Origin of the sequence: Nocardiopsis mwathae (assembly GCF_014201195.1) — a bacterium.
GTDB classification, from domain to species: Bacteria; Actinomycetota; Actinomycetes; order Streptosporangiales; family Streptosporangiaceae; genus Nocardiopsis_C; species Nocardiopsis_C mwathae.
Genome location: NZ_JACHDS010000001.1, coordinates 4,719,063 through 4,743,643 on the forward strand (window position 1 = coordinate 4,719,063; position 24,581 = coordinate 4,743,643).

At 69.5% G+C, this 24,581-nt stretch carries 29 protein-coding genes; 14 read left to right on the top strand and 15 right to left on the bottom strand.

All coding sequences use genetic code 11. From position 1 onward, the window contains the following. Positions 1–147 precede the first annotated feature (147 nt). On the bottom strand, positions 148–1,671 hold the full coding sequence (locus HNR23_RS20690) for an aldehyde dehydrogenase family protein (RefSeq protein WP_221308186.1): 1,524 nt from the start codon (positions 1,669–1,671) through the stop codon (positions 148–150). 456 nt (positions 1,672–2,127) lie between these two features. On the opposite strand from HNR23_RS20690, the gene HNR23_RS20695 reads away from it, so the two are divergent. After that, a complete protein-coding gene (locus HNR23_RS20695) occupies positions 2,128–2,778 on the top strand; it encodes a class II aldolase/adducin family protein (RefSeq protein ID WP_184077906.1) in 651 nt (216 codons plus the stop codon). A 27-nt stretch (positions 2,779–2,805) separates the two neighbouring features. Here HNR23_RS20695 and HNR23_RS20700 read toward each other — a convergent pair whose 3' ends face one another. From HNR23_RS20700 to HNR23_RS20720, 5 genes are all read right to left on the bottom strand, one after another. Continuing rightward, complete coding sequence (locus HNR23_RS20700; RefSeq protein WP_184077908.1) at positions 2,806–3,207, bottom strand: PIN domain-containing protein; 402 nt, start codon at positions 3,205–3,207, stop codon at positions 2,806–2,808. Next, on the bottom strand, positions 3,192–3,347 hold the full coding sequence (locus HNR23_RS20705) for a hypothetical protein (protein WP_184077910.1): 156 nt from the start codon (positions 3,345–3,347) through the stop codon (positions 3,192–3,194). Before HNR23_RS20705 ends, HNR23_RS20700 begins: the two co-directional genes overlap by 16 nt. Positions 3,348–3,386: 39 nt before the next feature. After that, positions 3,387–3,665, bottom strand: a complete 279-nt coding sequence (locus HNR23_RS20710; protein WP_184077912.1) for a helix-turn-helix transcriptional regulator — start codon at positions 3,663–3,665, stop codon at positions 3,387–3,389. Positions 3,666–3,793: 128 nt separating this feature from the next. Next, on the bottom strand, positions 3,794–4,654 hold the full coding sequence (locus tag HNR23_RS20715) for an ABC transporter permease (protein ID WP_184077914.1): 861 nt from the start codon (positions 4,652–4,654) through the stop codon (positions 3,794–3,796). Further along, complete coding sequence (locus HNR23_RS20720; RefSeq protein ID WP_221308187.1) at positions 4,651–5,622, bottom strand: ABC transporter ATP-binding protein; 972 nt, start codon at positions 5,620–5,622, stop codon at positions 4,651–4,653. The genes HNR23_RS20715 and HNR23_RS20720 overlap by 4 nt, the downstream gene beginning before the upstream one ends. 240 nt (positions 5,623–5,862) lie before the next feature. On the opposite strand from HNR23_RS20720, the gene HNR23_RS20725 reads away from it, so the two are divergent. Further along, the gene (locus HNR23_RS20725; RefSeq protein WP_184077916.1) at positions 5,863–6,312 is read left to right on the top strand and encodes a VOC family protein; all 450 of its coding nucleotides are present in this window, start codon (positions 5,863–5,865) and stop codon (positions 6,310–6,312) included. A gap of 93 nt (positions 6,313–6,405) precedes the next feature. Here the strand turns inward: HNR23_RS20725 and HNR23_RS20730 are convergent, their stop codons facing one another. From HNR23_RS20730 to HNR23_RS20740, 3 genes are all read right to left on the bottom strand, one after another. Next, positions 6,406–6,768 carry a CrcB family protein gene (locus tag HNR23_RS20730; RefSeq protein ID WP_184077918.1) on the bottom strand — a complete coding sequence of 121 codons (363 nt, stop codon included), beginning with the start codon at positions 6,766–6,768 and terminating at the stop codon, positions 6,406–6,408. Continuing rightward, the gene (locus HNR23_RS20735) at positions 6,765–7,310 is read right to left on the bottom strand and encodes a fluoride efflux transporter FluC (protein WP_184077920.1); all 546 of its coding nucleotides are present in this window, start codon (positions 7,308–7,310) and stop codon (positions 6,765–6,767) included. Before HNR23_RS20735 ends, HNR23_RS20730 begins: the two co-directional genes overlap by 4 nt. Positions 7,311–7,507: 197 nt before the next feature. Continuing rightward, entirely contained in the window at positions 7,508–8,275 is a 768-nt protein-coding gene (locus tag HNR23_RS20740) for an alpha/beta fold hydrolase (RefSeq protein ID WP_184077922.1), read from the bottom strand. A 304-nt stretch (positions 8,276–8,579) separates the two neighbouring features. On the opposite strand from HNR23_RS20740, the gene HNR23_RS20745 reads away from it, so the two are divergent. The 4 genes from HNR23_RS20745 to HNR23_RS20760 all read left to right on the top strand — a co-directional run bounded on the left by HNR23_RS20745 (position 8,580) and on the right by HNR23_RS20760 (position 11,489). After that, complete coding sequence (locus tag HNR23_RS20745; protein ID WP_184077924.1) at positions 8,580–9,140, top strand: DinB family protein; 561 nt, start codon at positions 8,580–8,582, stop codon at positions 9,138–9,140. A gap of 250 nt (positions 9,141–9,390) precedes the next feature. Continuing rightward, positions 9,391–9,894, top strand: a complete 504-nt coding sequence (locus tag HNR23_RS20750) for a hypothetical protein (RefSeq protein WP_184077926.1) — start codon at positions 9,391–9,393, stop codon at positions 9,892–9,894. A 300-nt stretch (positions 9,895–10,194) separates the two neighbouring features. Next, positions 10,195–10,878 carry an ATP-dependent Clp protease proteolytic subunit gene (locus HNR23_RS20755; RefSeq protein ID WP_184077928.1) on the top strand — a complete coding sequence of 228 codons (684 nt, stop codon included), beginning with the start codon at positions 10,195–10,197 and terminating at the stop codon, positions 10,876–10,878. Beyond that, complete coding sequence (locus HNR23_RS20760; protein ID WP_184077930.1) at positions 10,875–11,489, top strand: ATP-dependent Clp protease proteolytic subunit; 615 nt, start codon at positions 10,875–10,877, stop codon at positions 11,487–11,489. Before HNR23_RS20755 ends, HNR23_RS20760 begins: the two co-directional genes overlap by 4 nt. Positions 11,490–11,536: 47 nt before the next feature. On the opposite strand, the gene HNR23_RS20765 is transcribed toward HNR23_RS20760, so the two are convergent. After that, positions 11,537–11,899 carry a helix-turn-helix domain-containing protein gene (locus tag HNR23_RS20765; RefSeq protein ID WP_184077932.1) on the bottom strand — a complete coding sequence of 121 codons (363 nt, stop codon included), beginning with the start codon at positions 11,897–11,899 and terminating at the stop codon, positions 11,537–11,539. 380 nt (positions 11,900–12,279) lie between these two features. Here HNR23_RS20765 and HNR23_RS20770 point away from each other — a divergent pair, with 380 nt between their 5' ends. Next, positions 12,280–13,683, top strand: coding sequence for an MFS transporter (locus HNR23_RS20770; protein WP_184077934.1), 1,404 nt, complete (start codon positions 12,280–12,282; stop codon positions 13,681–13,683). A gap of 22 nt (positions 13,684–13,705) precedes the next feature. On the opposite strand, the gene map is transcribed toward HNR23_RS20770, so the two are convergent. Then, positions 13,706–14,467, bottom strand: coding sequence for a type I methionyl aminopeptidase (gene map / locus HNR23_RS20775; RefSeq protein WP_184077936.1), 762 nt, complete (start codon positions 14,465–14,467; stop codon positions 13,706–13,708). 62 nt (positions 14,468–14,529) lie between these two features. Between map and HNR23_RS20780 the strand changes: the two genes are divergently transcribed. Continuing rightward, positions 14,530–14,799, top strand: coding sequence for a helix-turn-helix domain-containing protein (locus HNR23_RS20780; RefSeq protein ID WP_184077938.1), 270 nt, complete (start codon positions 14,530–14,532; stop codon positions 14,797–14,799). 100 nt (positions 14,800–14,899) lie between these two features. Further along, positions 14,900–15,094: a DUF5988 family protein gene (locus tag HNR23_RS20785; protein WP_343070641.1), complete on the top strand. Its 195-nt coding sequence runs from the start codon at positions 14,900–14,902 to the stop codon at positions 15,092–15,094. Positions 15,095–15,841: 747 nt separating this feature from the next. Here the strand turns inward: HNR23_RS20785 and HNR23_RS20790 are convergent. Next, on the bottom strand, positions 15,842–16,426 hold the full coding sequence (locus tag HNR23_RS20790) for an HD domain-containing protein (protein ID WP_184077940.1): 585 nt from the start codon (positions 16,424–16,426) through the stop codon (positions 15,842–15,844). Between the two features lie 10 nt (positions 16,427–16,436). Next, on the bottom strand, positions 16,437–17,282 hold the full coding sequence (locus tag HNR23_RS20795; RefSeq protein WP_184077942.1) for a transcriptional regulator: 846 nt from the start codon (positions 17,280–17,282) through the stop codon (positions 16,437–16,439). Between the two features lie 105 nt (positions 17,283–17,387). Between HNR23_RS20795 and HNR23_RS20800 the strand changes: the two genes are divergently transcribed. From HNR23_RS20800 to HNR23_RS20810, 3 genes are all read left to right on the top strand, one after another. Next, on the top strand, positions 17,388–17,756 hold the full coding sequence (locus HNR23_RS20800) for an NUDIX hydrolase (RefSeq protein WP_184077944.1): 369 nt from the start codon (positions 17,388–17,390) through the stop codon (positions 17,754–17,756). Further along, positions 17,684–19,321, top strand: coding sequence for a tyrosine-type recombinase/integrase (locus HNR23_RS20805; protein ID WP_184077946.1), 1,638 nt, complete (start codon positions 17,684–17,686; stop codon positions 19,319–19,321). The genes HNR23_RS20800 and HNR23_RS20805 overlap by 73 nt, the downstream gene beginning before the upstream one ends. Before the next feature lie 203 nt (positions 19,322–19,524). Next, positions 19,525–20,406 (top strand): SURF1 family cytochrome oxidase biogenesis protein, encoded by an 882-nt coding sequence (locus tag HNR23_RS20810; protein WP_184077948.1) that lies wholly within the window; start codon positions 19,525–19,527, stop codon positions 20,404–20,406. Here HNR23_RS20810 and HNR23_RS20815 read toward each other — a convergent pair. Together HNR23_RS20815 and HNR23_RS20820 are read right to left on the bottom strand one after the other, a co-directional pair. Then, positions 20,379–20,798, bottom strand: coding sequence for a DUF3817 domain-containing protein (locus tag HNR23_RS20815; protein WP_184077950.1), 420 nt, complete (start codon positions 20,796–20,798; stop codon positions 20,379–20,381). The genes HNR23_RS20810 and HNR23_RS20815 overlap by 28 nt on opposite strands. A gap of 263 nt (positions 20,799–21,061) precedes the next feature. Continuing rightward, a complete protein-coding gene (locus HNR23_RS20820; RefSeq protein WP_184077952.1) occupies positions 21,062–22,630 on the bottom strand; it encodes a glycosyltransferase family 2 protein in 1,569 nt (522 codons plus the stop codon). Positions 22,631–22,977: 347 nt separating this feature from the next. Here HNR23_RS20820 and HNR23_RS20825 point away from each other — a divergent pair, with 347 nt between their 5' ends. Together HNR23_RS20825 and HNR23_RS20830 are read left to right on the top strand one after the other, a co-directional pair. Then, on the top strand, positions 22,978–23,694 hold the full coding sequence (locus HNR23_RS20825; protein WP_343070642.1) for a WbqC family protein: 717 nt from the start codon (positions 22,978–22,980) through the stop codon (positions 23,692–23,694). A 127-nt stretch (positions 23,695–23,821) separates the two neighbouring features. Then, the gene (locus tag HNR23_RS20830) at positions 23,822–24,535 is read left to right on the top strand and encodes a PIG-L deacetylase family protein (protein ID WP_184077954.1); all 714 of its coding nucleotides are present in this window, start codon (positions 23,822–23,824) and stop codon (positions 24,533–24,535) included. Positions 24,536–24,581 lie beyond the last annotated feature (46 nt).

The window sequence follows — 24,581 nt, forward strand, 5'->3', positions numbered from 1 at the left end:
AGCGAAAGCTGTCGGGGCGGGCCCCGGCCGGTGTGTCACTCCCGGCCCGGGGCCGCAAAGATGTTGAAATCTCGACGCTGCCGCGGGCATGCCGGAGCCCCACCGCGCTGTCGGCGGCGGGGCGGGCCTCCCTCGGCGTCCGGTCGCCTAGCCGAACCAGCGCTGCGGCCGGGGGTCCAGGTTCCGGTAGATGTGCTTGGCCTCCCGGTACTCGTCCAGCCCGGCGTGCCCGAGCTCGCGGCCGACGCCGGAGTGCTTGAAGCCGCCCCATTCGGCCCCCGGGAAGTAGGGGCCGTAGTCGTTGATCCACACGGTTCCGTGGCGCAGGGCCGCGGCGACGCGCTCTCCACGCCCGGTGTCGTCGGTCCACACGCCGCCGGACAGGCCGTAGTCGGTGTCGTTGCCGAGCTCGATGGCCTCGGCCTCGGTGCGGAACTTCTCGACCGTGACGACCGGGCCGAAGACCTCGGTCTGCACGATGTCCATGCTGCGGTCGCAGTCGACGAACACCGTGGGGCGGAAGAAGTAGCCCTTGGCGAGCTCCGGCTCGTCGGGGCGCTTGCCGCCGGCGATCACGCGGGCGCCCTCCTCGACGCCGCGGGCCACGGCCGCCTCGACCTTGGCGCGGTGCTCGGCGGAGACGAGCGGGCCGCAGCGGACGCCCTCCTCCTGGCCGCAGCCGATCCTGATCTCCTCGGCGCGGCGGGCCAGTTCGCCGACGAAGTCGTCGTGGATGTCCTCGTGCACGATGAGCCGCGCGCCGGCGGAGCAGACCTGGCCGGAGTGGAAGAACGCGGCGCTGAGCGCGTAGTCGACGGCGGTGTCCAGGTCGACGTCGGGGAAGATGATGTTGGGGTTCTTACCGCCCAGCTCCAGCGCGACCTTCTTGACCGTGTCGGCGGCGCCCGCCATGATCCGCTTACCGGTGGCCAGGCCACCGGTGAAGGAGACCAGGTCGACGTCGGGGCTCTCGACCAGGGCCGAACCGGCCTCGGCGCCGGCGCCCAGCACCAGGTTGACGACACCGGCGGGGACACCGGCCTCTTCGGCGAGCTCGACGAGCTTGCAGGTCGTCACCGGGGTGATCTCACTGGGCTTGATGACCATGGTGTTGCCGGTGGCGATCGCCGGCGCCATCTTCCAGGAGAGCTGCAGCAGGGGGTAGTTCCAAGGGGTGATCATGGCGCACACCCCCACCGGCTCGTAGACCACCTTGCTGGAGACGCCCTCGGGCGCCTCGATGATCCGTCCGGCGTCCTTGTCGGCGAGGCCCGCGTAGTAGCGGAAGACCGCGGTGACGTCGTCGACGTCGATGCCGCCCTCTTCGATCGTCTTGCCGGTGTCGAGGGATTCCATGAGCGCGATCTCGTCGCGGTCGCGCTGCAGCAGATCGGCGATGCGGTTCAGGATCTCCCCACGCTCACCCGCCGGGCGGTGACGCCAGTCGCCCTCGTCGAAGGCGCGCCGGGCCGCGGCCACCGCGACCTCGGCGTCGGTCGGGCCGGCTTCGCTGACGACGGTCAGCACGGAGGCGTCGTAGGGGTTGAGGACCTCGCGCGTCCCACCGCCGGAAGCCGCCTTCCAGGCGCCGTCGATGTAGAGGCTTGCCGCGGTTTTGGAACCGGGTTCAGAAAGGTACTGCTTGTTCGGGAGTGTTACGTAGGGTTGCATCACGGAACCGTCTTGCCCTGGATAATTGACCACAAACGGCCACGGTACCTTCTTTACCCAGACGATATGTTTGCTTTAATCACGCCCTGACCTGCGAAAACACCCGTTTTGGTAACGCGCGACGGTGATGCGTATCACGCAACGCGACCGAAATTGAACACGCTCCGTAGTCAATATCGGATCTTGTGACCCGGAGTTGCAACCCAGGTCACATCTCGGGCCCGCTACGGAACGAAACCGGGCGGCCGCAGGCCATCCGCACATCGCCTGCATACCGCCATCAGCGCGAACGGGCACAGAGGAGACGTACACCACTGGCCACGACCCCCTGCGCCGGGTTACCTTGATTAGGTGTGCCTAACCGTAGAAGGCACCCGATCGGACGCCGCGGCCGGAGTGAGGATCGTGGGCGTCCCCCTGCCCCCGGCCCGCCCGACCGACCTGGCGTGAGGAAACATGCTGCTGGAGCAAGAGCGTAGAGACGTGTGCCTGACGGCGCGCCGCCTGTCCGACACCGGACTCCCCCAAGGCGAGGGAGGCACCGTGAGCGTCCGCTGCGGCGACCTCGTCGCCGTGACCCCCGCCGGTGTCACCCTGGACCGCGTCGAACCGGCCGACTGCCCCGTCCTGTCCGTCGACGGCCGCGTCTACGAGGGACGCCGCGAGCCGACCGCCGAGACCACGCTGCACATGGCCGTCTACCGGGAGACCGACGCGACCGCGGTCGTGCACGCCCACACCCGCAACACCGCCACCGTCTCGGCGGTGCTGGCCGAACTCCCCCCGATCCACCACTACGCCGCCCGGCTCGGCGGCGCCATCCCGGTGACCGAATACGCCACCTACGGCAGCGGCGACCTCTCCGACCAGGTCGTCAAGGCGCTGCAGGGCAAGCGGGCCGCACTGCTCGCCAACCACGGCGGCGTCGGCGTCGGCCACGGTCTGGCGCAGGCGTTCGAGCACGCGCGGCTGCTGGAGTGGCTGTGCGGCATCTACATCGACGCCCGCCGCCTGGGCGAACCGCGCGTGCTCTCCGAGGACGAACTGGCCGAGGTCCGCCACCGCGACACCTACGGCTGGGCCGGCCCCGACCTGATGTACTTCTAGTCGCTCATCGGTCGACCGGATGACGCCCTATGGCGCGTCCAGCGCCTGAACCCCCGGAAGGTCCCCGAACCGCGCCTTCGCGCCCCGGCTCAGCACCGGGCGCCCGGTCTCGGCCGCATGCGCCGCGATGATCAGATCGTGCGCACCGCGGGGCTGACCGCTTCGCCGCGTGTGAGCGATCAGGGCGGCGTGGTGTGCGGCCGTCACGTCCGTGTAGTCGAGAACCTCGACGACGGAGATGACCGCGGTGAGGATGCGAGCTCGCCGAGCGGCCTGCTCGGCCGTGGCCGCCATCTCGATGCCCACCCGGAACTCCGCGACCGTGATCGAGGCGATGGCGAGTTCATCGTCGTCCAATTCGGACCTGTCGATGGTGCCTCGCTCGAAGGCGATCAGGCAGTCGGTGTCCAGGATCAGGTTTCGGCCCACGGGTCCGCGTCCTCGTTCGTGACGTAGGCGAGTGCTTCCGCGATGTCCTCTTCGAAGCGGTCATCCAGCGGCGGGACATCCGCAAGCGCGGCGGCCAGGTCGGCCCCCGTCCGCGGACGGGCCGGGCCGATCTCCGCCACAGGGACATGCCCCCGGGTGATGATCGCCCCGCTCGATGATCATTCACTTCCGATGCGGGGGAACGGCTCGGTGGAGAACACCACTTCCACCGGCACCTCGAAGTACTGCGCGATGCGCAGGGCCAGGTGGAGGCTGGGGCTGTACTCGCCCCGCTCCAGGTAGCCGACGGTCTGATAGTGCACGCCGAGGGTCTCGGCGAGCTCGCGCCGCGAGACACCGCGCTCGGCCCGGAGCACGGCGATGCGGTTGTAGACCTGCTCAGCGCTCGCCGCGGGCTTCGTCCGCCGACGCGAACTCGCGTCCTTCGTTTCGGTCATGGCCGCACCCCCTCTCCTCCATGTGGATCCAGCCTCTCAGTTCTCGGCGCCGCCGGGGGATCATTAGCCCCAGGCGATCACGCCGCTGATACGGGACCCCGGTCGGCCGTTCCTGCTGCCCGTTCAGCTCAGTAGGCACGCTGCATCGCCTTCTCCCGCGCCGCCTGCACGCGCGCCCCGGACTCGCGGCGCGCCATGCGGCGCAGCACGAACGGGGCGACGATCAGGCCGAGGACCGCCCAGGCGCCGAGGACTCCGGCCGTCTCCAGGTGCTGCCACGACGCGCGGAGCTCGGAGCTGAGCGCCGCGTCCGGCAGGAAAGCCGAGCGCATCCCGAGGTTGATCCAGTACATGGGGAAGGCCTGCCCGATCCACTGCAGCCACTGCGGGGCCCAGTGGACCGGAAAGAAGGTACCGGAGATCATCATCAGCCCCACGAGGGGCCCCAACGACAGGCCCGTTGCCAGGCGCGGGTTGGTCACCAGCGAACCGATGATCGCCCCGATGGGCGCGATGGCCAGCAGGCCCAGGATCGTCACCCAGGCGAACGTGAACAGCCGCTCGGGCCCCGGCACCGCGAAGCCGTCGATCAGCGCGAACGCCGGAAGCAGCAGGAACAACAGGCTGGTCGGCGTGATCAGGCTGATGTACACGGATTTGCCGACGAAGTACCCGAGCATGCCGCGGGGCAGGGCCTTGGCGCGCAGCAGAGTTCCGTCCTCGCGCTCGACCGCCAGCACCTGAGCCACGGTCACCACTCCGGCCATCACCAGCAGGAAGCCCATGAACCCGGCCATCATCATCGCCCCCACCGAGACGCCGGTGTTCTCGACCTCCGCGCCGCCGAGGCTGATCGCGATGGTCAGGAAGATGAGAGGGGTGCCGAAATAGCCGAAGAGGTCCTGGCCGCTGGTGAAGGACTGCCGGTACTCGACCCAGCCGCGCGAGAGCCCGGACCGTACGGCGTTCATGGTGGCGGTCGTGGTCATCGGGTCTCCTTCGCGAACTCGCGGGCCGCTTCCTCGGCTTGGCCGGTCTCGTGGCGGTGCACCATGGCCATATAGGCGTCCTCCAGCGTCGCCCGCCGCACCTCCAGGTCGGTGACGTCGTCACCGTACTGCGCGAGCAGCTCGCCCACGAAGGCGGTGGCGTCGGGCGTGGAGTGCACGAATCGCTGCCCGTCGCGGCGCCACTTCACCTCGGCGTCGCTCTCGACCTGCGCGGCGAGCCGGTCGGGGTTGCCGTCGGCGACGATGAGGCCCCCGGCCAGGATGAGGATGCGGTCGGCCAGCTTCTCCGCCTCGTCCAGGTCGTGGGTGGTGAGCAGGATGGTGGTGTCCTCCTCGTCGGCGAGCCGGTGCACCAGGTCGTGGAAGTCGCGGCGCGCCTGCGGGTCGAACCCGGCCGTGGGCTCGTCGAGGAACAGCAGCTCCGGCTTGCCGACGATGCCGATGGCGACGTCGAGGCGGCGGCGCTGCCCCCCGGACAGCGTGGAGATCTTCTTGTCGGCATGCTCGGTCAGGCCCACCGTCGCGATGAGCTCGTCGACGTCGCGGGGCCGGGAGATCGCGGCCGTGGCGTAGGGGGCGTAGAACCGCGCCATGTGTGCGAGCAGCTGCCGCACCTTCCACTTGCCGTGGTCGCGCCAGGACTGCAGGACCACGCCGATCCGGGCGCGCCAGGCCTCGCCGCCCCTGGCGGGGTCCTCGCCGAGCACGCTCACATCTCCCCCGGAGCGCATCCGGAAGCCTTCGAGGATTTCGATGGTGGTGGATTTCCCGGCCCCGTTGGGCCCGAGGAGGCACACCACCTCGCCCCGGTCCGCGGTGAAGTCCACGCCCTTGAGCACGTCCACGCTGCCGTAGCGCATCCGCAGATCGCGCACGCTCACCACGGTTCCCCTGGCGTCCCCCGAGGACGTGTGCGCGGCGATCTGCTGCGCCCTCGCCACTGTCATACGCCTACGCCTTTCTATCTACCTTCAACTACCATTGATAGCAGATGTACTACATTCTGACGAGCGAAGGCTACGGAAAACCGGCTGTTGCGGCCGTGACCTCGGCTTTCACCTCGGCCGTGACCGGATCCGGACAGACTCCCGGCGACAGGGGATGGGCGAAAACCGGTTTCAGGACGGAAGATGGGATGTGAGACACCGGATGTGACCGGACCGAACTCGGACTCGGGGAGGCCCGCCGTGCGCTGCAGCTACATCCGCCTGCTGGTCGACGACCAGCTCACGTGCTTCCGCTTCTACCGCGACGTGCTCAAACTTCCCGTTCTGTGGGGATCGGAGGTCACCCGCTATGCAGAGTTCGACGTCGACTCCCAGACCCGGCTGGTGGTCTGCGAACGCGACGTGATCGCCGAGGCGCTCGGCACGACCGGCGAGAACGCGACGCTCCCCGGTCAGGACCGCTGCTCGATCGTCTTCGAGGTCGAGGACGTCGACGCCACCGCGGCCGAACTGGTCGCGGCCGGGGCGCCGCAGGCCTCAGCGCCCAAGAACTGGTCGGCGTGGGGCATCCGCGCCGCGCACTTCCGCGACCCCGACGGCTACCTGATCGAGATCAGCCGCCCCCTGCGGCCGTCCGAGCAGGAGACCCTGGGCGAGTTCAAGGGTGAGGAGGCGGGCGACGCCGACTGATCGCGCCGCCCACACTGACGTTGATCTCGGCGACGTGCACCGAGCACCGGCGGCCGTCGTTCGGTGCGTTTCACCGAGATCAACGCACCGGGGTCAGCCACCCAGGGCGCCGGCGACGGCTGCGCCGATGAAGGCCGCGCCCAGTCCCGCGGCGATCGAGGCGGCGACGTTGGCGAACGCGAGGAAGCGCGCCCGGCTCTGCAGCAGCCGGAACGTCTCGTAGCCGAACGTGGAGTACGTGGACAGCGCGCCCAGCAGACCGGTGCCGAGCAGCGCCCACGCCCACTCGGGGAGGGTGAGCGCGCTGACGAACCCGAGGAGCAGGCACGCCGTGGCGTTCGCGGCATGTGTGCCCCACGGGAACACCGAATCGTGCCGGGCCTGCACGAAGCGGTCGGTGAAGTACCGCAGCGGGGCTCCGATCGCGGCGCCGAGGGCGACCATGAGGGTGATCACCGGCCCACCTCCTCCTCATCGCGCTCGCGCCGGGCGGTGATCCGCCGCCGGAACACCCCTTCGGCCAGGGAGATCCCCGCCCACACGGCCGCCATGGCTCCGACCAGCGTGCCGCCGAGGTAGACCAGCGCGGGCCCGGCCTCGCCCGCGTTCAGCATGTGCTGCACGTCCACGACGTAGGTGGAGAAGGTGGTGTAACCGCCGAGCACGCCGACACCGCAGAACGGGCGCAGCAGGCGCAACCCCGGAAGGACATCGGTCACCACCACCATCAGGAACCCGATCAGCAGGCAGCCCGAGACGTTGACCAGCAGCGTCGACATCGCGAACTCGCCGGGGGCGTGCGGCAGCAGGACGTCCACTCCATGGCGTGCGGCGGCGCCGATGGCACCGCCGAGCGCGATCGCCACCGGAACGGCCCACGGGGCCTCGCGCAGTTCGCGGACCTGGCGCGGAACATGGAAGTCGACGTCGGAGTCGACCGGTAACCGCACGGTCTCCGGATCGGGCTCGTGGGCGTGCGCCCCGCCGGCACGGGTCATCGAACGGCTCCCATCAGCAAAGTGACCACGGCTGACAGGGACCGTTGGCGACAGCGGCGGACGTCGTGGCCACCACGGGATCGGACACGATCACCGGGGTGCGGGCGCGTTCGCTGTGCGGTTCCCCCGCCGCTGGGCGGCGAGGCGGCGGGCCCCACCGCCACAGCCGATGATATCCCCTGCCGGTGCCCGGCTCCTCACCCGCCGACGTGTGCCATGAGCAGCTCGTTCACCCGCTCGGCGCGCTCGATGCCGACGAGGTGGGCGGCGCGGGGGATCACCTCGAAGCGCGCCCCGGGGATGGCGTCGGCGAGCCGCCGGCCGTGGCCGGGCGGCAGGAAGGGGTCGTGGGCGGCCGACAGCACCAGGGTCGACACACGGATCCGGGCCAGCGACAGCCGCTGGTCGAGCCCGTCCAGGGCGGCGCAGTGCCCGGCGTAGCCGACCGGGGAGATCCCCTCGAACTCCGCGACCAGGCGGGCCACGACATCGGGCCGCTCCTCGACGAACCACGGGGTGAACCAGGCCCGGGTGGTCTCGGCCGACACCGCGGCCATGCCCGACCCCAGGACCTGGTCGGCGAGTTTCGACCAGGACACCGCGGGCGGGGCGCCGGTCGTCCCGGCGACATAGGCGAGTCGGCGCACCTGGGCGGGGCGGGACAACGCGACCCAGGTGGCGAGCGCGCCCCCGGTCCCGGCGCCGATGACGGAGTACCGGTCCAGCCCGCACCCGTCGAGGACCGCCAGCACGTCGTTTCCCAGGTCGTCGAGGGTGTAGGGCCCCTCGGGGGCGGGCGTGGCGCCGTGGCCGCGGTGGTTGACCCGCAGGACCCGCAGCGTGCGGGTCAGCTCCGGCATCTGCGGCTCCCACACCGACCACTTCGTCCCCAGCGGGGGGATCAGCAGCGCCACCGGAGCATGCCGTGACCCGTCAAACCGGTAGTGGAGCGGAACGACGGTCATGCGTGACCTCCTGGGACAGCTGTGGAAAGCGTATCCACAATCCCCGCGCAACGGCCGGAATTCACCGGACACGGCCCGAAACGCCGATGGTGCAGGTCGTGCGAGGCTCCACAGGGACCGAAGCCGGGCGGCCCGGTGCACGGTGTCCGGCGGCGGCCAGACCGGAGGATGGGCGGCCCCCGCGAAAGAATCGCGGCTCGCTGCGCATTGAGGACCGATACTGACCGCGATCCCTCCTAGTTTCGAGGCCACCGAGCAGGACACACCCGTCCGCGAAGTGACCGAAGAGAAGCAGGTGGTCCCCATGACCGAGTCCGCCGAGCGCGCACCCGACGAGCGCGACGAAGTTCTGAGCATCCTGGCAGAGCAGCGCAAGACCCTGAGGATGACGATCCGCGGCCTGGACGACACGCAGGCCACGGCCCGCACCACCGTCAGCGCACTGTGCCTGGCGGGGCTGATCAAGCACGTCGCCCGGGTCGAGCGGGGGTGGATCGACATCATGACCGGACGGCCCGCCCGCGACGACGGCCCGTCGGTCGGAACGGACGCGGACGAGCAGGCGGCCGCATGGGCCGACGAGTTCCGCCTGCTCGACGGCGAGACCCTGCAGGGCATGCTCGACCTCTACGACGAGGTGGCCCGCGAGACCGAGAAGGCCGTCGCCGCGCTGCCCGGCCTGGACGTCACCGCCGAGCTTCCCCGGGCGCCGTGGTTCCCGCCGGACACCCGCTGGACGGCGCGCCGCATCCTGCTCCACCTGATCCGGGAGACCGCCCAGCACGCGGGGCACGCCGACATCATCCGCGAGGCCCTCGACGGCGCGACCACCTCGGACGCCTGGCTCGAAGAGTTCACCGGGTAGGCCGCGCCCCCGCCGACCAGGCACGCCACCCCTCGCTGAATTCGAAACAACATCTCTACCAGCGGAAACGGCCCCCGGGCGGCGACATAGCCGCCCTTGCCGGACCGGCGGACAGCTGACACCATCACGCATGGTGGTCATGCGCACACGGATGGAACGGAACGTCGCGCGAAACGCCGGACGCGACGCGCCGCCATACCCGCGACAGGGCACCCGCAGCGTTCACTTCCACATTGGCAGTAAGGACGAGATGCACAACGTTGTCCGCAGACTGACCGCGGCCATGACGGCGGCCGCCACCGCCCTGGTGCTCGCACCGGGCGGCGCCGCCCTGGCGGCCGAGAGAACGGCACCGTCCATGGAACGGCAGTCTTCACCTGCTGGAGCTCGCATGTCGGACAACCCCTTCACCGACCTGAAACCGACCGGACTGCACGCCGAGGAACGCACCATGTGGCCCGCCGGGAATCCGGTGCGCTACTGGGCGCTCGTGCTCAACGAGGACCTGGTGCGCGAGGACTACACGGGCGGTGAGTTCTTCCTCTACGCACCGGACACCGGCTACTACGGCTGGTTCCTCGTCACCGACATCCCGGTGTCCAGCACGCCCGACCCCTACCAGGTCGTGATCGCCGACACCATGTTCCTCAGGGGCACCCCGCAGGCCGAGGTCCGCTACGGCGTCCCGCAGAAGCCCGACTCCGCCCGTGTCGTCGCCACCGTCGTCAACCCGACGTTCCGACCCGTGCTCTAGGCGTGCGGCCGCCGGGCGCAGGGCCGAGCGGCGGAACAGGATCGGGGGAGGGGTCCTCCTGGCACCGGCCCCTCCCTCGCGCTGACCGCGCTGAAGGTTCTGACCGTTCTGGCGGCTCCGACCACTCTGACCGCTCCGCCCGGGAACGCGCCGGTCCCGGGCATCCTCCCCGCTCTGCCGGCAGCAGATCTCCGCACGGCAGAATCGCTCGCCTCCGCCGCCTCCGGGGCCGCAGGCTGGAGAGCGACCGGCCCGCATGGGCACGCGCCCATTCGACGGCGGCCGGAAGGAGGAGGACACGTGAACTCGACCGTTCCGCGGCTCACGGCACAGGAACCCGCCGCGATGCCGTTCGACGACCAGATCGCGACCCGGCTGTCGCACGGCCGGATCGTGGTGCTGGGGACACAGGTGGACGACGCGATCGCCAACCGGATCTCCGCGCAGATGCTGCTGCTCTCCGAGGAGGATCCCAAGCGTGACATCACGCTCTTGATCAACAGCCCCGGCGGCTCCATCAGCGCAGGGCTGGCCATCTACGACACCATGCGCTTCATCCCCAACGACGTCGCCACGCTGGCCATGGGCTTCGCCGCCAGCATGGGGCAGTTCCTCCTGTGCGCGGGGACGGCGGGCAAGCGCTTCAGCCTGCCGCACGCGCGGATCATGATGCACCAGCCATCGGGCGGGTTGGGCGGGACCGCCGCCGACATCGCGATCCAGGCGGAGAACCTCGCCCACACCAAGCTGACCATGCAGCGGCTCATCGCCGAGCACACCGGTCAGACAGTGCAGCGGATCGCCGAGGACCAGCGGCGCGACCGCTGGTTCACGGCCGAGGAGGCCCGGGAGTACGGTTTCGTCGACCGGGTGGTCGCATCCGTGGCGGACCTGGGCGGCGACACGGCCCGCCGGTTCGGCTTCACCCCCGCGGCCGCGGGGGCCGCCGGACAGGAGACGGCAGGCAAGGGAGGCCCAGCATGAGCGGGCAGTACACGGTTCCCGTGGTCATCGAACGCACCCCGCACGGGGAGCGCTCCTCCGACGTGTTCAGCCGCCTGCTGTCGGAGCGGATCGTCTTCCTGGGAACCGGGATCGACGACGGCGTCGCCAACGTGGTCATGGCGCAGCTGCTGCACCTGGACTACGAGAACAGCGAGCGCGACATCCACCTGTACATCAACTCGCCGGGCGGCTCGGTCACGGCGGTGACGGCCATCTACGACACCATGCGGTTCGTCCGCGCCGACATCTCGACCGTCTGCATGGGCCAGGCGGCCTCGGGGGCGGCGGTCCTGCTCGCGGCGGGGACGCCGGGCAAGCGCCTGGCACTGGAGCACTCCCGGGTGCTGCTGCACCAGCCCTCCACCCAGGGCCAGGGCGAGGCCGCCGACCTGGAGATCCAGGCGGCCGAGGTACTGCGGCTCCGCTCCCAGATCGAGGAGATCCTGGCCCGCCACACCGGGCAGGCCGTGGAACGGCTACGCGAGGACACCGACCGGGACAAGATCCTCACCGCCCCGCAGGCCGAGGAGTACGGCCTGGTCGACGGGGTCATCACGACGCGGGAGCTGCCCGCTCGGGCGGCGGCCTGACGCCGCGGACGGGGCCGGTGGCGGTGCGACGCCGCCACCGGCCGCACTCACGCGGCGAGCAGCATCGCCTGCGGACCCCGCGCGGGCACGGCGATCGTCGAGGCCGGGGAGGACGGGCGAACGGGCTGGGGCTGCGGCATGAGCTGCGCGTGCAGGTCGCCGACCAGGTCGACGAGCTGCAGCCCGAGGGCGCGGTAGACCGCGGCGAGCACCTCGGAGGAGGGCTCCTTGCGGCCGCGCTCGATCTCCGACAGGTACGGCAGCGACACCCCGGCTTCGTCGGCCACCTCGCGCAGGGTCCGGCCCTGCTCCCGCCGTGCCCGCCGCAGGACGTCGCCGATGAGGTCCCGCATCAGCGGCTCGTCCTCCTCCCGAGCCTCAGGGACGGAACGCAACACGCGATCGCTCATGTGATTCCTCCACCGCCGACCAGGCGAGCCCAGGTTCAGATGCGACCGACACTACGCCGCACCGCTCGCCCCCACCATCCCGGTTCGCTGGAATTCACCGGCTTCCGCGCCGGGCGTAATCGATCACGAAGACGACGCACGGCCGGCGAAAAATGTGTCGCTGCGCCCCGCCCCTCCCGCTAGGCATGCCGCGCATGCCTGAATCCGACAGACTCCGCCGCCCGTAGCGGCGGCGATCTCCCCATCCTGGATGTCGCTTCGCCGCGTCTGTGTCAGCTGTCAGCTGCCGGGCGGCGGATTCGTGCTGTCGTCATCCCCTACTGATCTGTGCGCTTCGCGCCGCTCGGCTCCCCACGTGATCTGAACCGCGGAGCAACGAAGTGCACACAGATTTCCGGAACGGCCGGGCGAGGATCGTCCTGCTCGCCGTTCTCCTCTCGACCCTGACCTTCCCGCTGACCATCACCGGGGCCTCGCTGGCCCTGCCGGGCATCCAGGCGGACCTGGAAGCCGGACTCACCGCGACGCAGTGGGTGGTCAACGGCTACAACGCCACCTTCGCCGGATTCCTGGTGGTCGCCGGTTCCCTGGCCGATGTCATCGGCCGTCGGCGGATCTTCGCCGGCGGCGTGTCCCTCTTCTGCGTCAGCGGCGCGCTGTGCGGCGTCGCGTCGGACATCATCGTCCTCGACGCCCTGCGGATGCTCGGCGGCGTCGGCGCCGCCGCGGCCGTCACCGGGGGGACGTCGATCCTGGCCGAGACGTTCGCCGGACCGGCCCGGACACGGGCGTTCGGCCTGCTCGGGACGGTCCTCGGGGCCGGGACCGCGTTCGGGCCGACGATCGCCGGGCTGCTGGTCGACCTGATGGGCTGGCGTGCCGTGTTCGCCGTTCCGGCCGGGGTCGCGGCGGTCGTCCTCGCGTTGACGCCGATGCTGCCGCGGCCGCGCCCCGCGGCCGGGCGCAGCATCGACTGGACGGGCGCGTTCCTGTTCGTCGGCGCACTGCTGCTGTTGATCTCCGCCCTTGTCGAAGGGCCCGAACGCGGGTTCGGCTCCCCACTGATCGTCGGCGGGCTGATCGCGGCCGTCCTGGCGGGCGTGGCCTTCACCGTTGTCGAGCGCCGCCGTGACGACCCGATGTTCGACCTCGGCCTGCTGGCCAACCGCCGCTTCCTGTCGTTCGGCATCGCGGCCGGCGCGATCATGGCCGTGCTCGTGTCGTTGCTGGTGTACCTGCCCTCCTACCTGATCTCGGTGGTGGGCCTGGACGCCGGCCGGGCCGGGCTCTGGCTGCTGATGCTCACCGTCCCCACGGTGCTGCTGCCGCCGGTGGGAGCGGAGCTGGCCAAAAGGCTGCCGACCGTGCTGCTCGTGGCCGGGTCGGTCGCGCTCTGCAGTGGCGGAACGCTGTTGCTGGTGACGATCGGCCCGGACAGCACCCCGCTCCACCTGTTCGTCCCCTTCGCGCTCGTCGGTGCGGGGGCCGGGCTCACCAACGGGATCCTCGACGGGCTGGCGATCGGCAGTACCCGCCCGGAGCAGGCGGGCACGGCGGCCGGAATGTTCAACACGATGCGGATCACCTTCGAGACGGTCGGGATCGCGGCGGTGGGCGGAATGCTCGCCGCCCTCACCGGCGGACACCTGACGGGCGCCGCCTACACCGGCGCCTTCCACACCGTCGGCCTCGCCCTGGGCGGCTTCGCACTGGTGGCGACGGTGTGCGTGCTCGCACTCTCGCGTGGGACGCGACGCGGCCCCGCGGCCGTCGTACGCCGCTGAGGGACGGTCGCGTCCGGGGCGGTCAGGGCGCGGTGAGGACCTTCGGGCCGCCCTCGGTGACCGCGACGGTGTGCTCGATGTGCGCGCCGCGGCTGCCGTCCAGGGTGCGCACCGTCCACCCGTCGGGATCGTTGCGGTAGGCGCCGCCTCCCCGGGTGAAAATCGGTTCCAGTGCGATGACCAGACCCGGCCGCAGCCGCATGCCGCGGCCGGGTCGCCCCTCGTTCGGCACGTAGGGAGGCTCGTGCATGTCGCGGCCGATGCCGTGACCGCCGTGGTCGTCGACGCTGCCGTAACCGGCGTCCCGGGCGACGGCGCCGATCGCCGCTGCGACGTCGCCGAGGGTGGCACCCGGCCGCGCCGCGTCGATCCCGGCGCTCAGCGCGCGGTCGGTGGCGGCGATGAGGGCGGTATCGGCGGGGTCCGCCTGCCCGACGGTGAACGTGATCGCCGCGTCTCCGCACCAGCCCTCCAGCCGCGCCCCGCAGTCGATGCTGACCAGGTCGCCGTCGCCCAGTCGCCCGGTGGGGATGCCGTGCAGGACCGCGTCGTTGACGCTGGCGCAGATGGCCCCCGGGAACGGGGTGGGCGCCCAGGTGGGCAGGTGGCCGAGGAACAGCGGCTCGGCACCGGCGTCGGTGACGACCTGCTTGGCGAGGTCGTCGAGGTCGCCGAGGAGGACCCCCGGCTCGGCATGCCCGCGCACGGCGGCCAGGGCCCGGGCGACGATGCGGCCGGCCTCCCGCATCGCCTCGATCTCGGTCGGCGTCTTCAGCTCTACCATCCGAACCCCCTGAACAGCCAATAACTATACCGGTATTTCTATCCTGTATTAGTATCACGGTCATGGTTCGAGTTCCGCTGACTCCCGAAGAGCGCGACCGCGGCGAGCGGCTGGGGCGCATCCTCCGCAGCGCCCGCGGCGAGCGCAGCATGGTGCGGGTCGCCGCGGAGGCGGGGATCTCGGTCGAGACGCTGCGCAAGATCGAGACCGGCCGTATCCCCACGCCGGCGTTCTTCACGGTCGTCGCGCTGTGCCGCACCCTGGGGCTGTCGCTCGACACCACAGCCGACGCCCTCGGCGTCACGGCCGAAGGCCGGGCGCTGGCCTCGTGACTCGGGGCCGACACTGGCGAGGATGAGCCGCCGCGATCGGCGTTTTCGCTGGTCAATCCGAGTCCCAGGTGGGAATCTCAGAAGTATGATGACCAGTCGCGTGAAAGCCGTCTTGGAGGGCGGTCCGGACGACCTTCCGGAGCGCATCGTGCCCATCACTCCACCCGGGGTCGAGCTGCGCATCCCCTTCAGAGGCGGCTACGAACACTTCAAAGTGACCGCCCGGCGCCAGGACACGCCGGAAGGCACATTCCCGGTCTACGAGTACACCGGCCGGACCGACACACCCGACTGACGGACACCGGAGTCCCCGGCACCGCGCCACCCGCCCGGCCAACGAGCAGGCACGCGGCGCCGGGGGGCATCGACGGTTCCGCCCCCGCGCCCGGAGGTCCGCCGACGCCGCCAGTCGGCGTGGCGCGGGACCGCCCGGGTGGCCGCCCTGTGTACCACCCCCTCCACCGGCCGCGACGGACGAGGCACCGCCGACCCACCGAGAGCGCGAGCGCCGCCACGACGGACAACGCGAAGGGCAGCAGCGGCTGCGGGCCGCGACTGAGCACGTCATCCGCCCCCAGCAAGCGGTGAGTGATGGCGCCCTGAACGAAATACCACGTCAGACGACCGGCTCAGCCCGGTCATGGTGGTCGGCGACGGCTCCCCGGACATGAAGGATCAGGGAAGGATCACGGAGCCGATCGGAAGGTTCAGACCATCGGTTCGACAGCTCTGACCAGCGGGGTTGCCCCGAACATGCAAAATGCGAGGGCCGCCACCGTGTCCGGTGTACCGGACGGATCTCGGAACATCGAGGTACTTCCGGAGGCGCGTAAAGACTGGTGATCCGGTGTCCGGCACGCATAAGGGGACACCTTCGGACAGCCGGATACACCGAGGGCAGTATCAAGCGAAGTATCAATCCGGAGATCGAAAGACGGGGCGCTCCCGCGCTGCTCAGCGCTGGAGCGCCCCGTTTCACGGCCTGCTGCCTATCGAGGAGGCACGAGCGCACCGCGCCCCATCATCACATGACGAAGGCCGGTCAGAGCTCGGGCTTGCTCTCCCTCGCCTGGTGCATCCAGCGCAGCGACGACGCTTCAAGGGCCGCATCTGCGAGCCGCTTCGCCGCGGCGGTCTTCAGCGACGCCATGGACGTCTCGATCCACGCCCGGGTGTCGGTGCCCTGTTCCTGGTACTCCACGGCCTGCATGAGGCACTCCAGCTTGTCCGCGTCCTTGGCGCAGACCGCTTCGGCCGACTCCTTCGCCTCGTACTCTCCGACAGCGGAGCCGATCACCTCGGCCAGCGCTACAGGCATCCCCGCCGTCTGGTCCGCGGTCACCTCCTCGTTCAGCGCCGACTTCAAGTAGCGCTTGCCGATGTGCGGAATGTCGGAGACCCGCGACTCCTGCGTGTCATGGAACAGCGAGAGGAACGCCGAGCGCTGCGGATCGGCCCCCTCCATGGAGGCGATCACCGCCGCGGTGATCGCCGTGCGGTGGGAGTGGTCGGCGATCGACTCGGGGGAAGCCACGCCGGCGATCACCCAACCGGTGCGCTTGTACCTCTTCAAAAGGCCCATCTCGAAGAGGAAATCGACCGTCCGCGCATCGCGCTCGTCAGTCATGAGGCCCTTCCTACCGGCGGTGGATCATCCGTAGAGCGTAGAGGACCTCGTTCAGCTCCTTGACTGCCTGCGGAGATGCAGAACTTTCCTCAAGGAGACGGGCCACCGCCACCGACGCGGGTTCCGCGCTTCGGGGGGTCACCGCACCAGGCTTCCGAGTGATCAGGGACCAGAGCGTGTGAACGACGACGTCGACGTACGGGTTGGTCGCGTCCAGCTTCGCGATGAGGTGAGAGAGCATCCGCTCTCCGTTCCAGGTCTCCAGGTCGAGTTCGACCATGAAGGAGTCCGTCACCTGCGGATCGCTGATCTCCCCGAGCCAATACGCCCAGTAGTTGAGGTTAGCCGTCTCGCACTCGTCGGCCTCGATGTGCACACCGATGAAGTGGGGCAACGCGTCACCATCGCCCTTACGAGCGAGAGTGTGCGCTCCGGAGCGGACGACGGCCCAAGATGGTGTCCATCGTCCGGAGCGGAGTCGGCGCTCTTCGTCGCGCTGCATGAGCGCGAGCCACTCGCCGGTTTCGGCGCTGCCGTCGAAGCCGGCGACGTAATGGGCTTGGCGCCGTAGAAGTGCCCCGGTTTCGGTGTCCGGCACGGCCTGCTCGGCGGCATCGCGCAGATGCCCGATGATGCGGTTCCGCTCATCGAAGGCCATCTGCGGACCTGGCGGTGTCGGACCGTGGCGCTGTTCCGCTGCGTACCCGGCGAGCACACTCGGGCAAGTCCCGGTGAAGGCCCACCCCACCAGGTCGGTGAACGGCCGATCGATGACCCAGGTGGCAAGAGGGTGGTCCTCGTGGTCGACAGAGCCATCGCAGGCGAGCGCGTAGCCGATGAAGCGGTCGGCCTCCATGGCGCTGTCGAGTTGACCGAGTAGACGCGGGGGAGCTCCCAGCCGCAACAGGGAGCGGCGCAACCGCAAGTAGGTGCCCGCTGTGACCGCCAGGGCCTCGTACTCATGATCCGCCACAAGGCCCTCGACAAGTGGCTGCTCCCCGGCGGGCACATCGAGCCCCAGGACCCGAACCTTCTCGGGGCGAGCCTGCGCGAGCTTGAGGAGGAGGCCGGCATTCCCTGGCAGCGGGTCGTCTCCCCTCCCGCCCACGATGTCCCTCCGGCAGACATCGACATCCACAAGATCCCCGCCAACCCCGCGAAGGACGAACCGGAGCACTACCACTTCGATTTCCGTTACGCCCACTGGGTCGACGACGCCGACGTGCGGCTTCAGCTCGAAGAGGTCACCGACTTCGAATGGCGCCCCTTGTCGGACCTTCCGGCAGAGCTGGCCGACAAGCTTGCTCCGGTCACTCCGTCGGGAAGCTGACAGATCGCGCAGCCGGGAAGGAGGTGACCGTTTCCGTCACCCCCACTCGACAGCACTCGGGATACCGCTTCGCGCACGTAGGCGGACGGGGGCCGGTCCGCTCGCGCTCTCTTGAACCTGACGGACATCGCGGAGACCTCGTCGGCGATCCCCAGGAGCGTCCAGGAGGGGGCATCCTCGAATTCAAGAACTCCAACGGGGCGGTTCGGTACGGGATCAAGTTCTTACGCCCCCTCGCCGACGCCAGCAAGAAGCAGGTGCTTCGCCGACGGGACGAGAACGACCAGCGGTGGAAGACCGGGCGAGCAGCGCAGGCGGCTCTACGCGACGTACTCGGGAAGATCGAACGGGACGAGTATGTCGACCCGGCGAAGGTCACCTTCGGGGCCTACCTCGACGAATGGGCGAAGGGACTCAGGCTCGCGCCGTCGACGACGTCGAGCTATGAGAAGAACATCCGGCTGCACATCGAACCGAACCTCGGCGCGGTCCCACTGTCCAAGATCACCGGAACGAAGCTCTCCGCCTTCTACCGGAAGTTGGAAACCGACGGACGGCGGGACCACCGGGCGGGGCAAGGGCTCTCCGCTCGGTCGGTCCGCTACATCCACACGATCATCCCCAAGGCGCTGGATGCGGCCGTGAACGACGACATGATCAGCCGCAACCCGGCCGACCGGGCCAACCCCCCGACGGCGAAGCAGGCGAAGGCGCCGGAGATCCACCCGTGGTCACCGGAACGGCTGCGCACGTTCCTCGACTGGTCACGGGAGAACAGCGACCTGCACGCGGCGTGGTTCACGCTGGCGACGACCGGGGTGCGACGCGGTGAGCCGCTGGCGCTTCGGTGGCGCGATGTCGACCTCGACGCGCGCACCATGGCCGTCCGACCGTCGGCGACGCTGGTCAAGTTCAAGGGCGGCGGAGAGCAGATCACGGAAGGCCCGACCAAGACCAACAAGGCGAGGGTGGTCGACCTCGACGACGACACGGTGGCGCTGCTCCAAGCACACCGACGCGAACGCGCGAACCTGGCGCTGCAACTCGGCCGGGACGACGCCCTCGTCTTCGCCGACCAGGAAGGCGAGCACCTTCACCCCGAACGGTTCAGCCGGACGTTCCGCTCGACCGTGACATGGTGCCGGAAGCGTCTGGGGAAGCTCGGTCACGTCGACCTTCCGCCCATGATCCGGCTGCACGACCTCCGACACACTCACGCCACGGTGCTGCTCCGGATCGGAACGAATCCCAAGATCGTGTCGGAGCGGCTGGGGCACGCGAGCGTGACGATCACGCTCGACACCTACTCACACGTGTTGCCGACCATCCAACGGGCCGCCGTCGACCAGTTCCACGCGGCGATGTCGGCGGACCACAAGTATCAGACAAGTATCAGCGGGGCGGTTTCGGGTGATCCGGGGGTCGGCGTCGAGGCTCTGACCAGCGGGGTTGCCCCGAACATGCAAAATGCGAGGGCCGCCACCGTGTCCCCCCTCAAAATCACGGCGGCGGCCCTCGCTTGGGAACGGTCGCCGACTCCTCCCCCCTGGAGTCGCGACCTGTGAAAGCTCGCGTCGCGCGGTAGCAGCGACTTCTCTCTCGCGCTGTTAGTTAGATTACCCACGGCGACCTGGCTAAACAACCCTCAGTCACAGGAAATTACTTAAAGTGATATCCACTCGCGCCCCTTCAACGCACCAAGTCGGAGGGGGGATCGTCAAACGGGGGTCATGGCAGGTTCCCGCCGTGCCGGACATAACCTGGGAAGGTGCGTTTCCCGCTCTTGCAACCCCGTTGGATCGGCATCCACCTGGCCGCCGTCCTCGTCGCCGTCTCCTGCGTAGGCCTCGGCTACTGGCAGTACCTGCGCGCTCAGGAGCCCTCACGGGAAGTGATCACCAATCCCCTGCAGGACCTCCAGGAGGCCGCCGACCTGTCGTCGGTCCTGCGGCCCGGCGACTACATGCCGGATGACGACGCCAACCGGGCGGTGACAGCCACCGGCGCCTACGACGCCGACGAGCGGCGCCTGGCCCCCGCGCTGTCACCCGACGGGGAGGAGGGGTACTACGTCCTCTACCCGCTGGTGACCGAGGAGGGGGCGGCGGTCGCGGTCAACCGCGGCTGGGTCCGCGCCCAGGACATCGACGCCGTCGACGAACTGCCCCCGCCGCCCGAGGGGGAGGTCACCGTGACCGGGTGGCTGCGGCCCCCGCAGTCAGCGGCGGACGGCTACATCCCGGTAACGGTGCCCGAGGGGCAGATCGACCGGATCGCGCCCTCCGTGCTGGTCAACGAGTGGCACTACCGGCTCTACGAGGGCTACCTCACCATGGCCGAACAGGACCCCGCCGACCCGCCGGCCGAGGCCGGGTCCCCCCGGACCCAGGTGATCCCTCCGCCGGACCCGCCGGAGAAGATCATCTGGAACTGGCGGAGCCTCAGCTACGCCGCCCAGTGGGTGATCTTCGGCATCGCCGCCATCGTGTTCTGGATCTCGCTGATGCGCCGCGAGTCGGGGAGCGGCCCCGACCGGGACGGCACCCCGGGCGACGGCGCCGACGGCGCCGACGGCGCGGGCAGCGGTCCCGCCGAAGGCGGCGATCCCTCGGCGCCGACGGCTCAGCGCTCGGCCGCTGCGGCTTCCTGACCGGTCGACGCCGCGGTCTCAGCGTCCATCGCGGCCTTCTCCGCCTTCGCCATCCGGTGCTCCAGGATCAGGCCCCAGAACGGGATCGTTCCGGCCAGCGCCACGCCGACCGTCCGCAGCGCGCTCCAGCGGCGGTCCATGGCCAGCCAGATCACGACCAACACGTAGAGCATGTAGATGTAGCCGTGCGGGAGCGCGACGATCTTCATCAGCACGGTGTCGTCCCCGAACCACTGCTCCATCCCGGCCGGCGCGGCCACCAGCGAGAACCGCGCGGCCTCGCCCACCAGGTACTTGGCCGGCATGGCGACGAACGTCAGCAGGAGCAGGAGGACACCCGTCACAAAGGCCAGCACGCGGTACAGCGTGAACGGCAGACGCTTCTTATCCACTGGTGGCACCTCGGGCGATCGGTGGGTCGACACGGGTCCGGGGGTGGCGCGACACGGTGGCGGCCACCCCCGGCGAATTTCTCGCCCTTCGAGCCTAAATGCTGTGGTGAGCGGTCTGTCTGCGGGGCACAGGAGAGCGGGGTCGCGGGTGGGAGAGCGGGGGTGGGTGGGATCGGCGGGCCAGGGCGGCCTCGGGGCACGGGTGGAGTGGTGCCGCGGTGGGTGGGTGCGACGGGGATCCGCGGATGCGGGGGTCGGTCCGGCTAGAGGGATCCGGACGCCCGGGTGGGGCTGCTCCAGCGGCCGTCGGAGTTGGCGGTCCAGGCCTGCGGGATGGTGCGCAGTGTGAGGTAGGCGTCGACGACGCGCATCGGGAGGAAGAACAGTCCGTAGACCAGGTAGCTGGGCCGCCGCCGGATCGTCGCCATCACGCAGGTGAGGACGTAGTCGGGGACGAACATGCCGACGGCGATCGCGGTCAGCGGCAGCACCGCCGACACGGCCGCGTATCCCGCGGCGTAGAAGCCCAGGGAGAGCACCGCACCTCCGGTGAGGGCCGGGAGCAGCGTGAACAGCGCCAGGCCGACCATGACGAGCAGCATCAGCGCGACGAACACCACTTCGAGGATGTAGAAGAACAGCGAGAACCAGAACATGCTCGGCCACACGCCGTGCCTGCGCACCGTCTGCCAGAAGCCCAGCGTCCAGCGGCGCACCTGCTTGACGTAGTCGCGGATGGTGAAGGGGTCCTGGCAGTAGGCCTTGGTGTTGGGATTCATCGAGATGCGGCCGAGACGCCGGTGGTGCACCTCGAATGTCATGTTGAAGTCCTCGATGACCAGCCCCTTGGGGTTGATCTCCAGGTGCTTGAGCACCGAGCTGCGGTACACGCTGGCGAAGCCCGGGACGATGAAGGCGACGCTGGTGTAGCGCCAGGTCTGGCCGAAGCGGAGCAGGTACTGGAGCATCCAGTAGAGCCGGTCGCGGTACGCCGAAATAAGCCGGCCGACCACGGTCCGCTCCTTGGGCTTCCACTCCGCCACCACGAACCCGGCCACCGCGGCGACCGACGGGTCGCTCAGCTGCTTGCGCGCGCCCTCGACGTACTTCTCGTCGAGCTCGGTGTCGGCGTCGAGGATGACCACGCCGTCGTAGTTTTCGGTTAGGTCGAATTCCTGGATGACCGCTTCGAGGGCCCCCGCCTTGCCGCGGTTGGTCAGCAGCTCCAGGACGTTGACGCCGGTTTCGGCCGCGATATCGGCCGTGGCGTCCTTCGAGCTGTCGGAGACCACGTAGATGTCCCAGCGGTTGAAGAGGCGCAGCGCGGACTTGATCGCGCCGTCGATGACCGGCTCCTCGTTGTGCGCGGGGATGACGACGGCGAGCGAGATCTGGTCGGCCCGGGTGGGCGCGCCGGGCGCGGACGCGGTGGCGGCCGACGGACCGTCGGCGGTGCCCCCGCCGCCGGTCGCGGTGACCGCCCGCGAGCCGGTTCCACCACCGCCACCGGCCGCGACCGTCTGCTGGCGGACCAGCACCCGGGCGTCGCCGGGGGTTCTCTCGGTTTCGGAGCCGATGGTGTGCGCGCTCCACCGCTCGGGCAAGGCCCTTCGGGCGAGCAGAGCGCGTACACCGTCGTCTCCGAGGCGGACGGCTCCGATGGCGGTCCAGACGAAGAGGTTCACGCCGAGGGCCATCCACAGGAAGAGGGGGGTGGGCCCGGCGGCACCGGAGGAGAGGACGAACTGGAGCCAGTTTATGAACAATGTCACAGCGAGGGTGAGGGCCAGCAGCCCCGCGACCCAACTCCCAATGAAACGGGCGGTACGCACCGGTAACCCTCCTGGGGGAACAGTTTCGGACTGACGGTATCCGACAAAGCCAGCATTAGGATGACGTTTCCCATAAGCAGGAAGTTCACCGACTTCCGCGACCTATGTAGGCCACACAAATCGTATGCATGGGCTTGCGGCCAGTGAGTCCTGTTGGTGCAATACCGAGTGGGGATGGGATCCACTCATCCTGTATACGTAGTTTCTTCGTATTTCAACCTCGCCCACGACCGGACCGGAAGCCCGCCTTCCCGAGGACCGCGGCGGATCCTCGACCAGGACCGACCCCCGACCATCGCCGACACGCGCCGTGGCGCGTGTGACCCCCGCCTCGGAGAGGAACCGCAGTGCGCGTCGCCATGCACCAGCCGCATTACCTGCCCTGGCTGGGCCTGATCGACAAAATCGACCGATGTGACCTTTTTGTCGTGCTCGATCACGTGCAGTACGAGCGCCGAGGCTGGCAGAACCGCAACTACATCGCCTCAAAGAGCGGCCCCGTCCTGCTCTCCGTCCCGGTTATCCAACGGAGCCGGAACGAGCGAATCATGGACAAACTGATCAATAACGATCAGCCGTGGCGGGAGAAACACCGCCGCACACTCGCGGAGCACGCCTACCGGGGTGCCCCGTTCTTCGACCGGTTCGGCAAAGACTGCCTGAGCCTGTACGACACGGAGTGGGAGCGCCTCATCGACCTGTCGATGGCCACCACCCGCATGCTCCTGACCGGCTTCGGGATCACCACGCCGATCGTGCACGCGAGTGAACTCGGCGACTTCCCCGGTCAGAAGTCCGAGCTGCTGGCACAGATCTGCGCGAAGGTCGGCGCCACCGTCATGCTGTCCGGCGACGGCGCCCGCGACTACGTCGATCAGGGCCTCTTCCAGAGGTACGGCATCGGGGTGGAGTGGCAGAACTTCCAGCACCCGGAGTACCCGCAGCAGGGCCGGGGCAAGGACGGATTCCTGCCCCGCATGGCCGCCCTGGACCTGCTGATGAACGTCGGCCCGGATGGACTCGGGCTGCTGCGCGCGGCCCGTGCCCCCACCGCAGGAGACTGACCCGGCCGACCCGGTGTGCCGACCGCCACACCCGGGCGAACCTCTTCTTCGACCAGGTGGAGTACCCCGGACGGTGCTCACTGCCTGGAATCCCTCGACAATCCCCCGTCTCTCGAAGGACATCGGCATGACGATCGACTGGTCCGAGCAGCGCATCCTCATCTTCGCCCCCCATCCCGACGACGAGACACTCGGCTGCGGTGGGCTGATGCACAGGGCCAAGGCTGCCGGCTCCCAAGTCTTCATCCAGTTCCTCACCGTCGGCGACACCGCCGACTTATCCCCCAAGGGCTTCTCCACCGCCAACGAGCGGTACGCGGAGATCAAGGAGGTCGCCGACCACTTCCGCTGGGACGACTGGCACATCGCCTTCCCTGGTGACGAATACCACCTCAGACTCGACCAGGTGCCCCGAGTCGACGTGTGCAACGCGATCGAGCGCAAGAGCCCCCTGTCCATCGCGACCATCGAACCGACGATCGTCCTCGCACCCCACCGCACCAGCTACAACCAGGACCACCAGGTCACGGCCGAGGCCGTGCACACGGCCCTGCGCCCGTCCAACACCGCTCTGCGGCACCACCCCCGCGTGGTGCTCGCCTACGAGGAGGCCGCCGACCAGTGGCGCTACGAGGCGGCCGCCCCCCCGAACCTGCTCGTCGAACTCGCGGAACACGACCTTGACGCGAAGGTCACCGGCATGCGCCTGTACGGCACCCAGATGCACGACCACCCGCACACCCGGTCGGAGCTGACGCTCCGCAGTCTGGCCGCCCTGCGCGGAATGCAGAGCGGAGTCGCATTGGCCGAGGGCTACCACACCCTGCGCTGGCTCGCCTGAACGTCCCCGTGTCCCGCCGTCCAGTCCACCGCAACCGAAGCAGCGT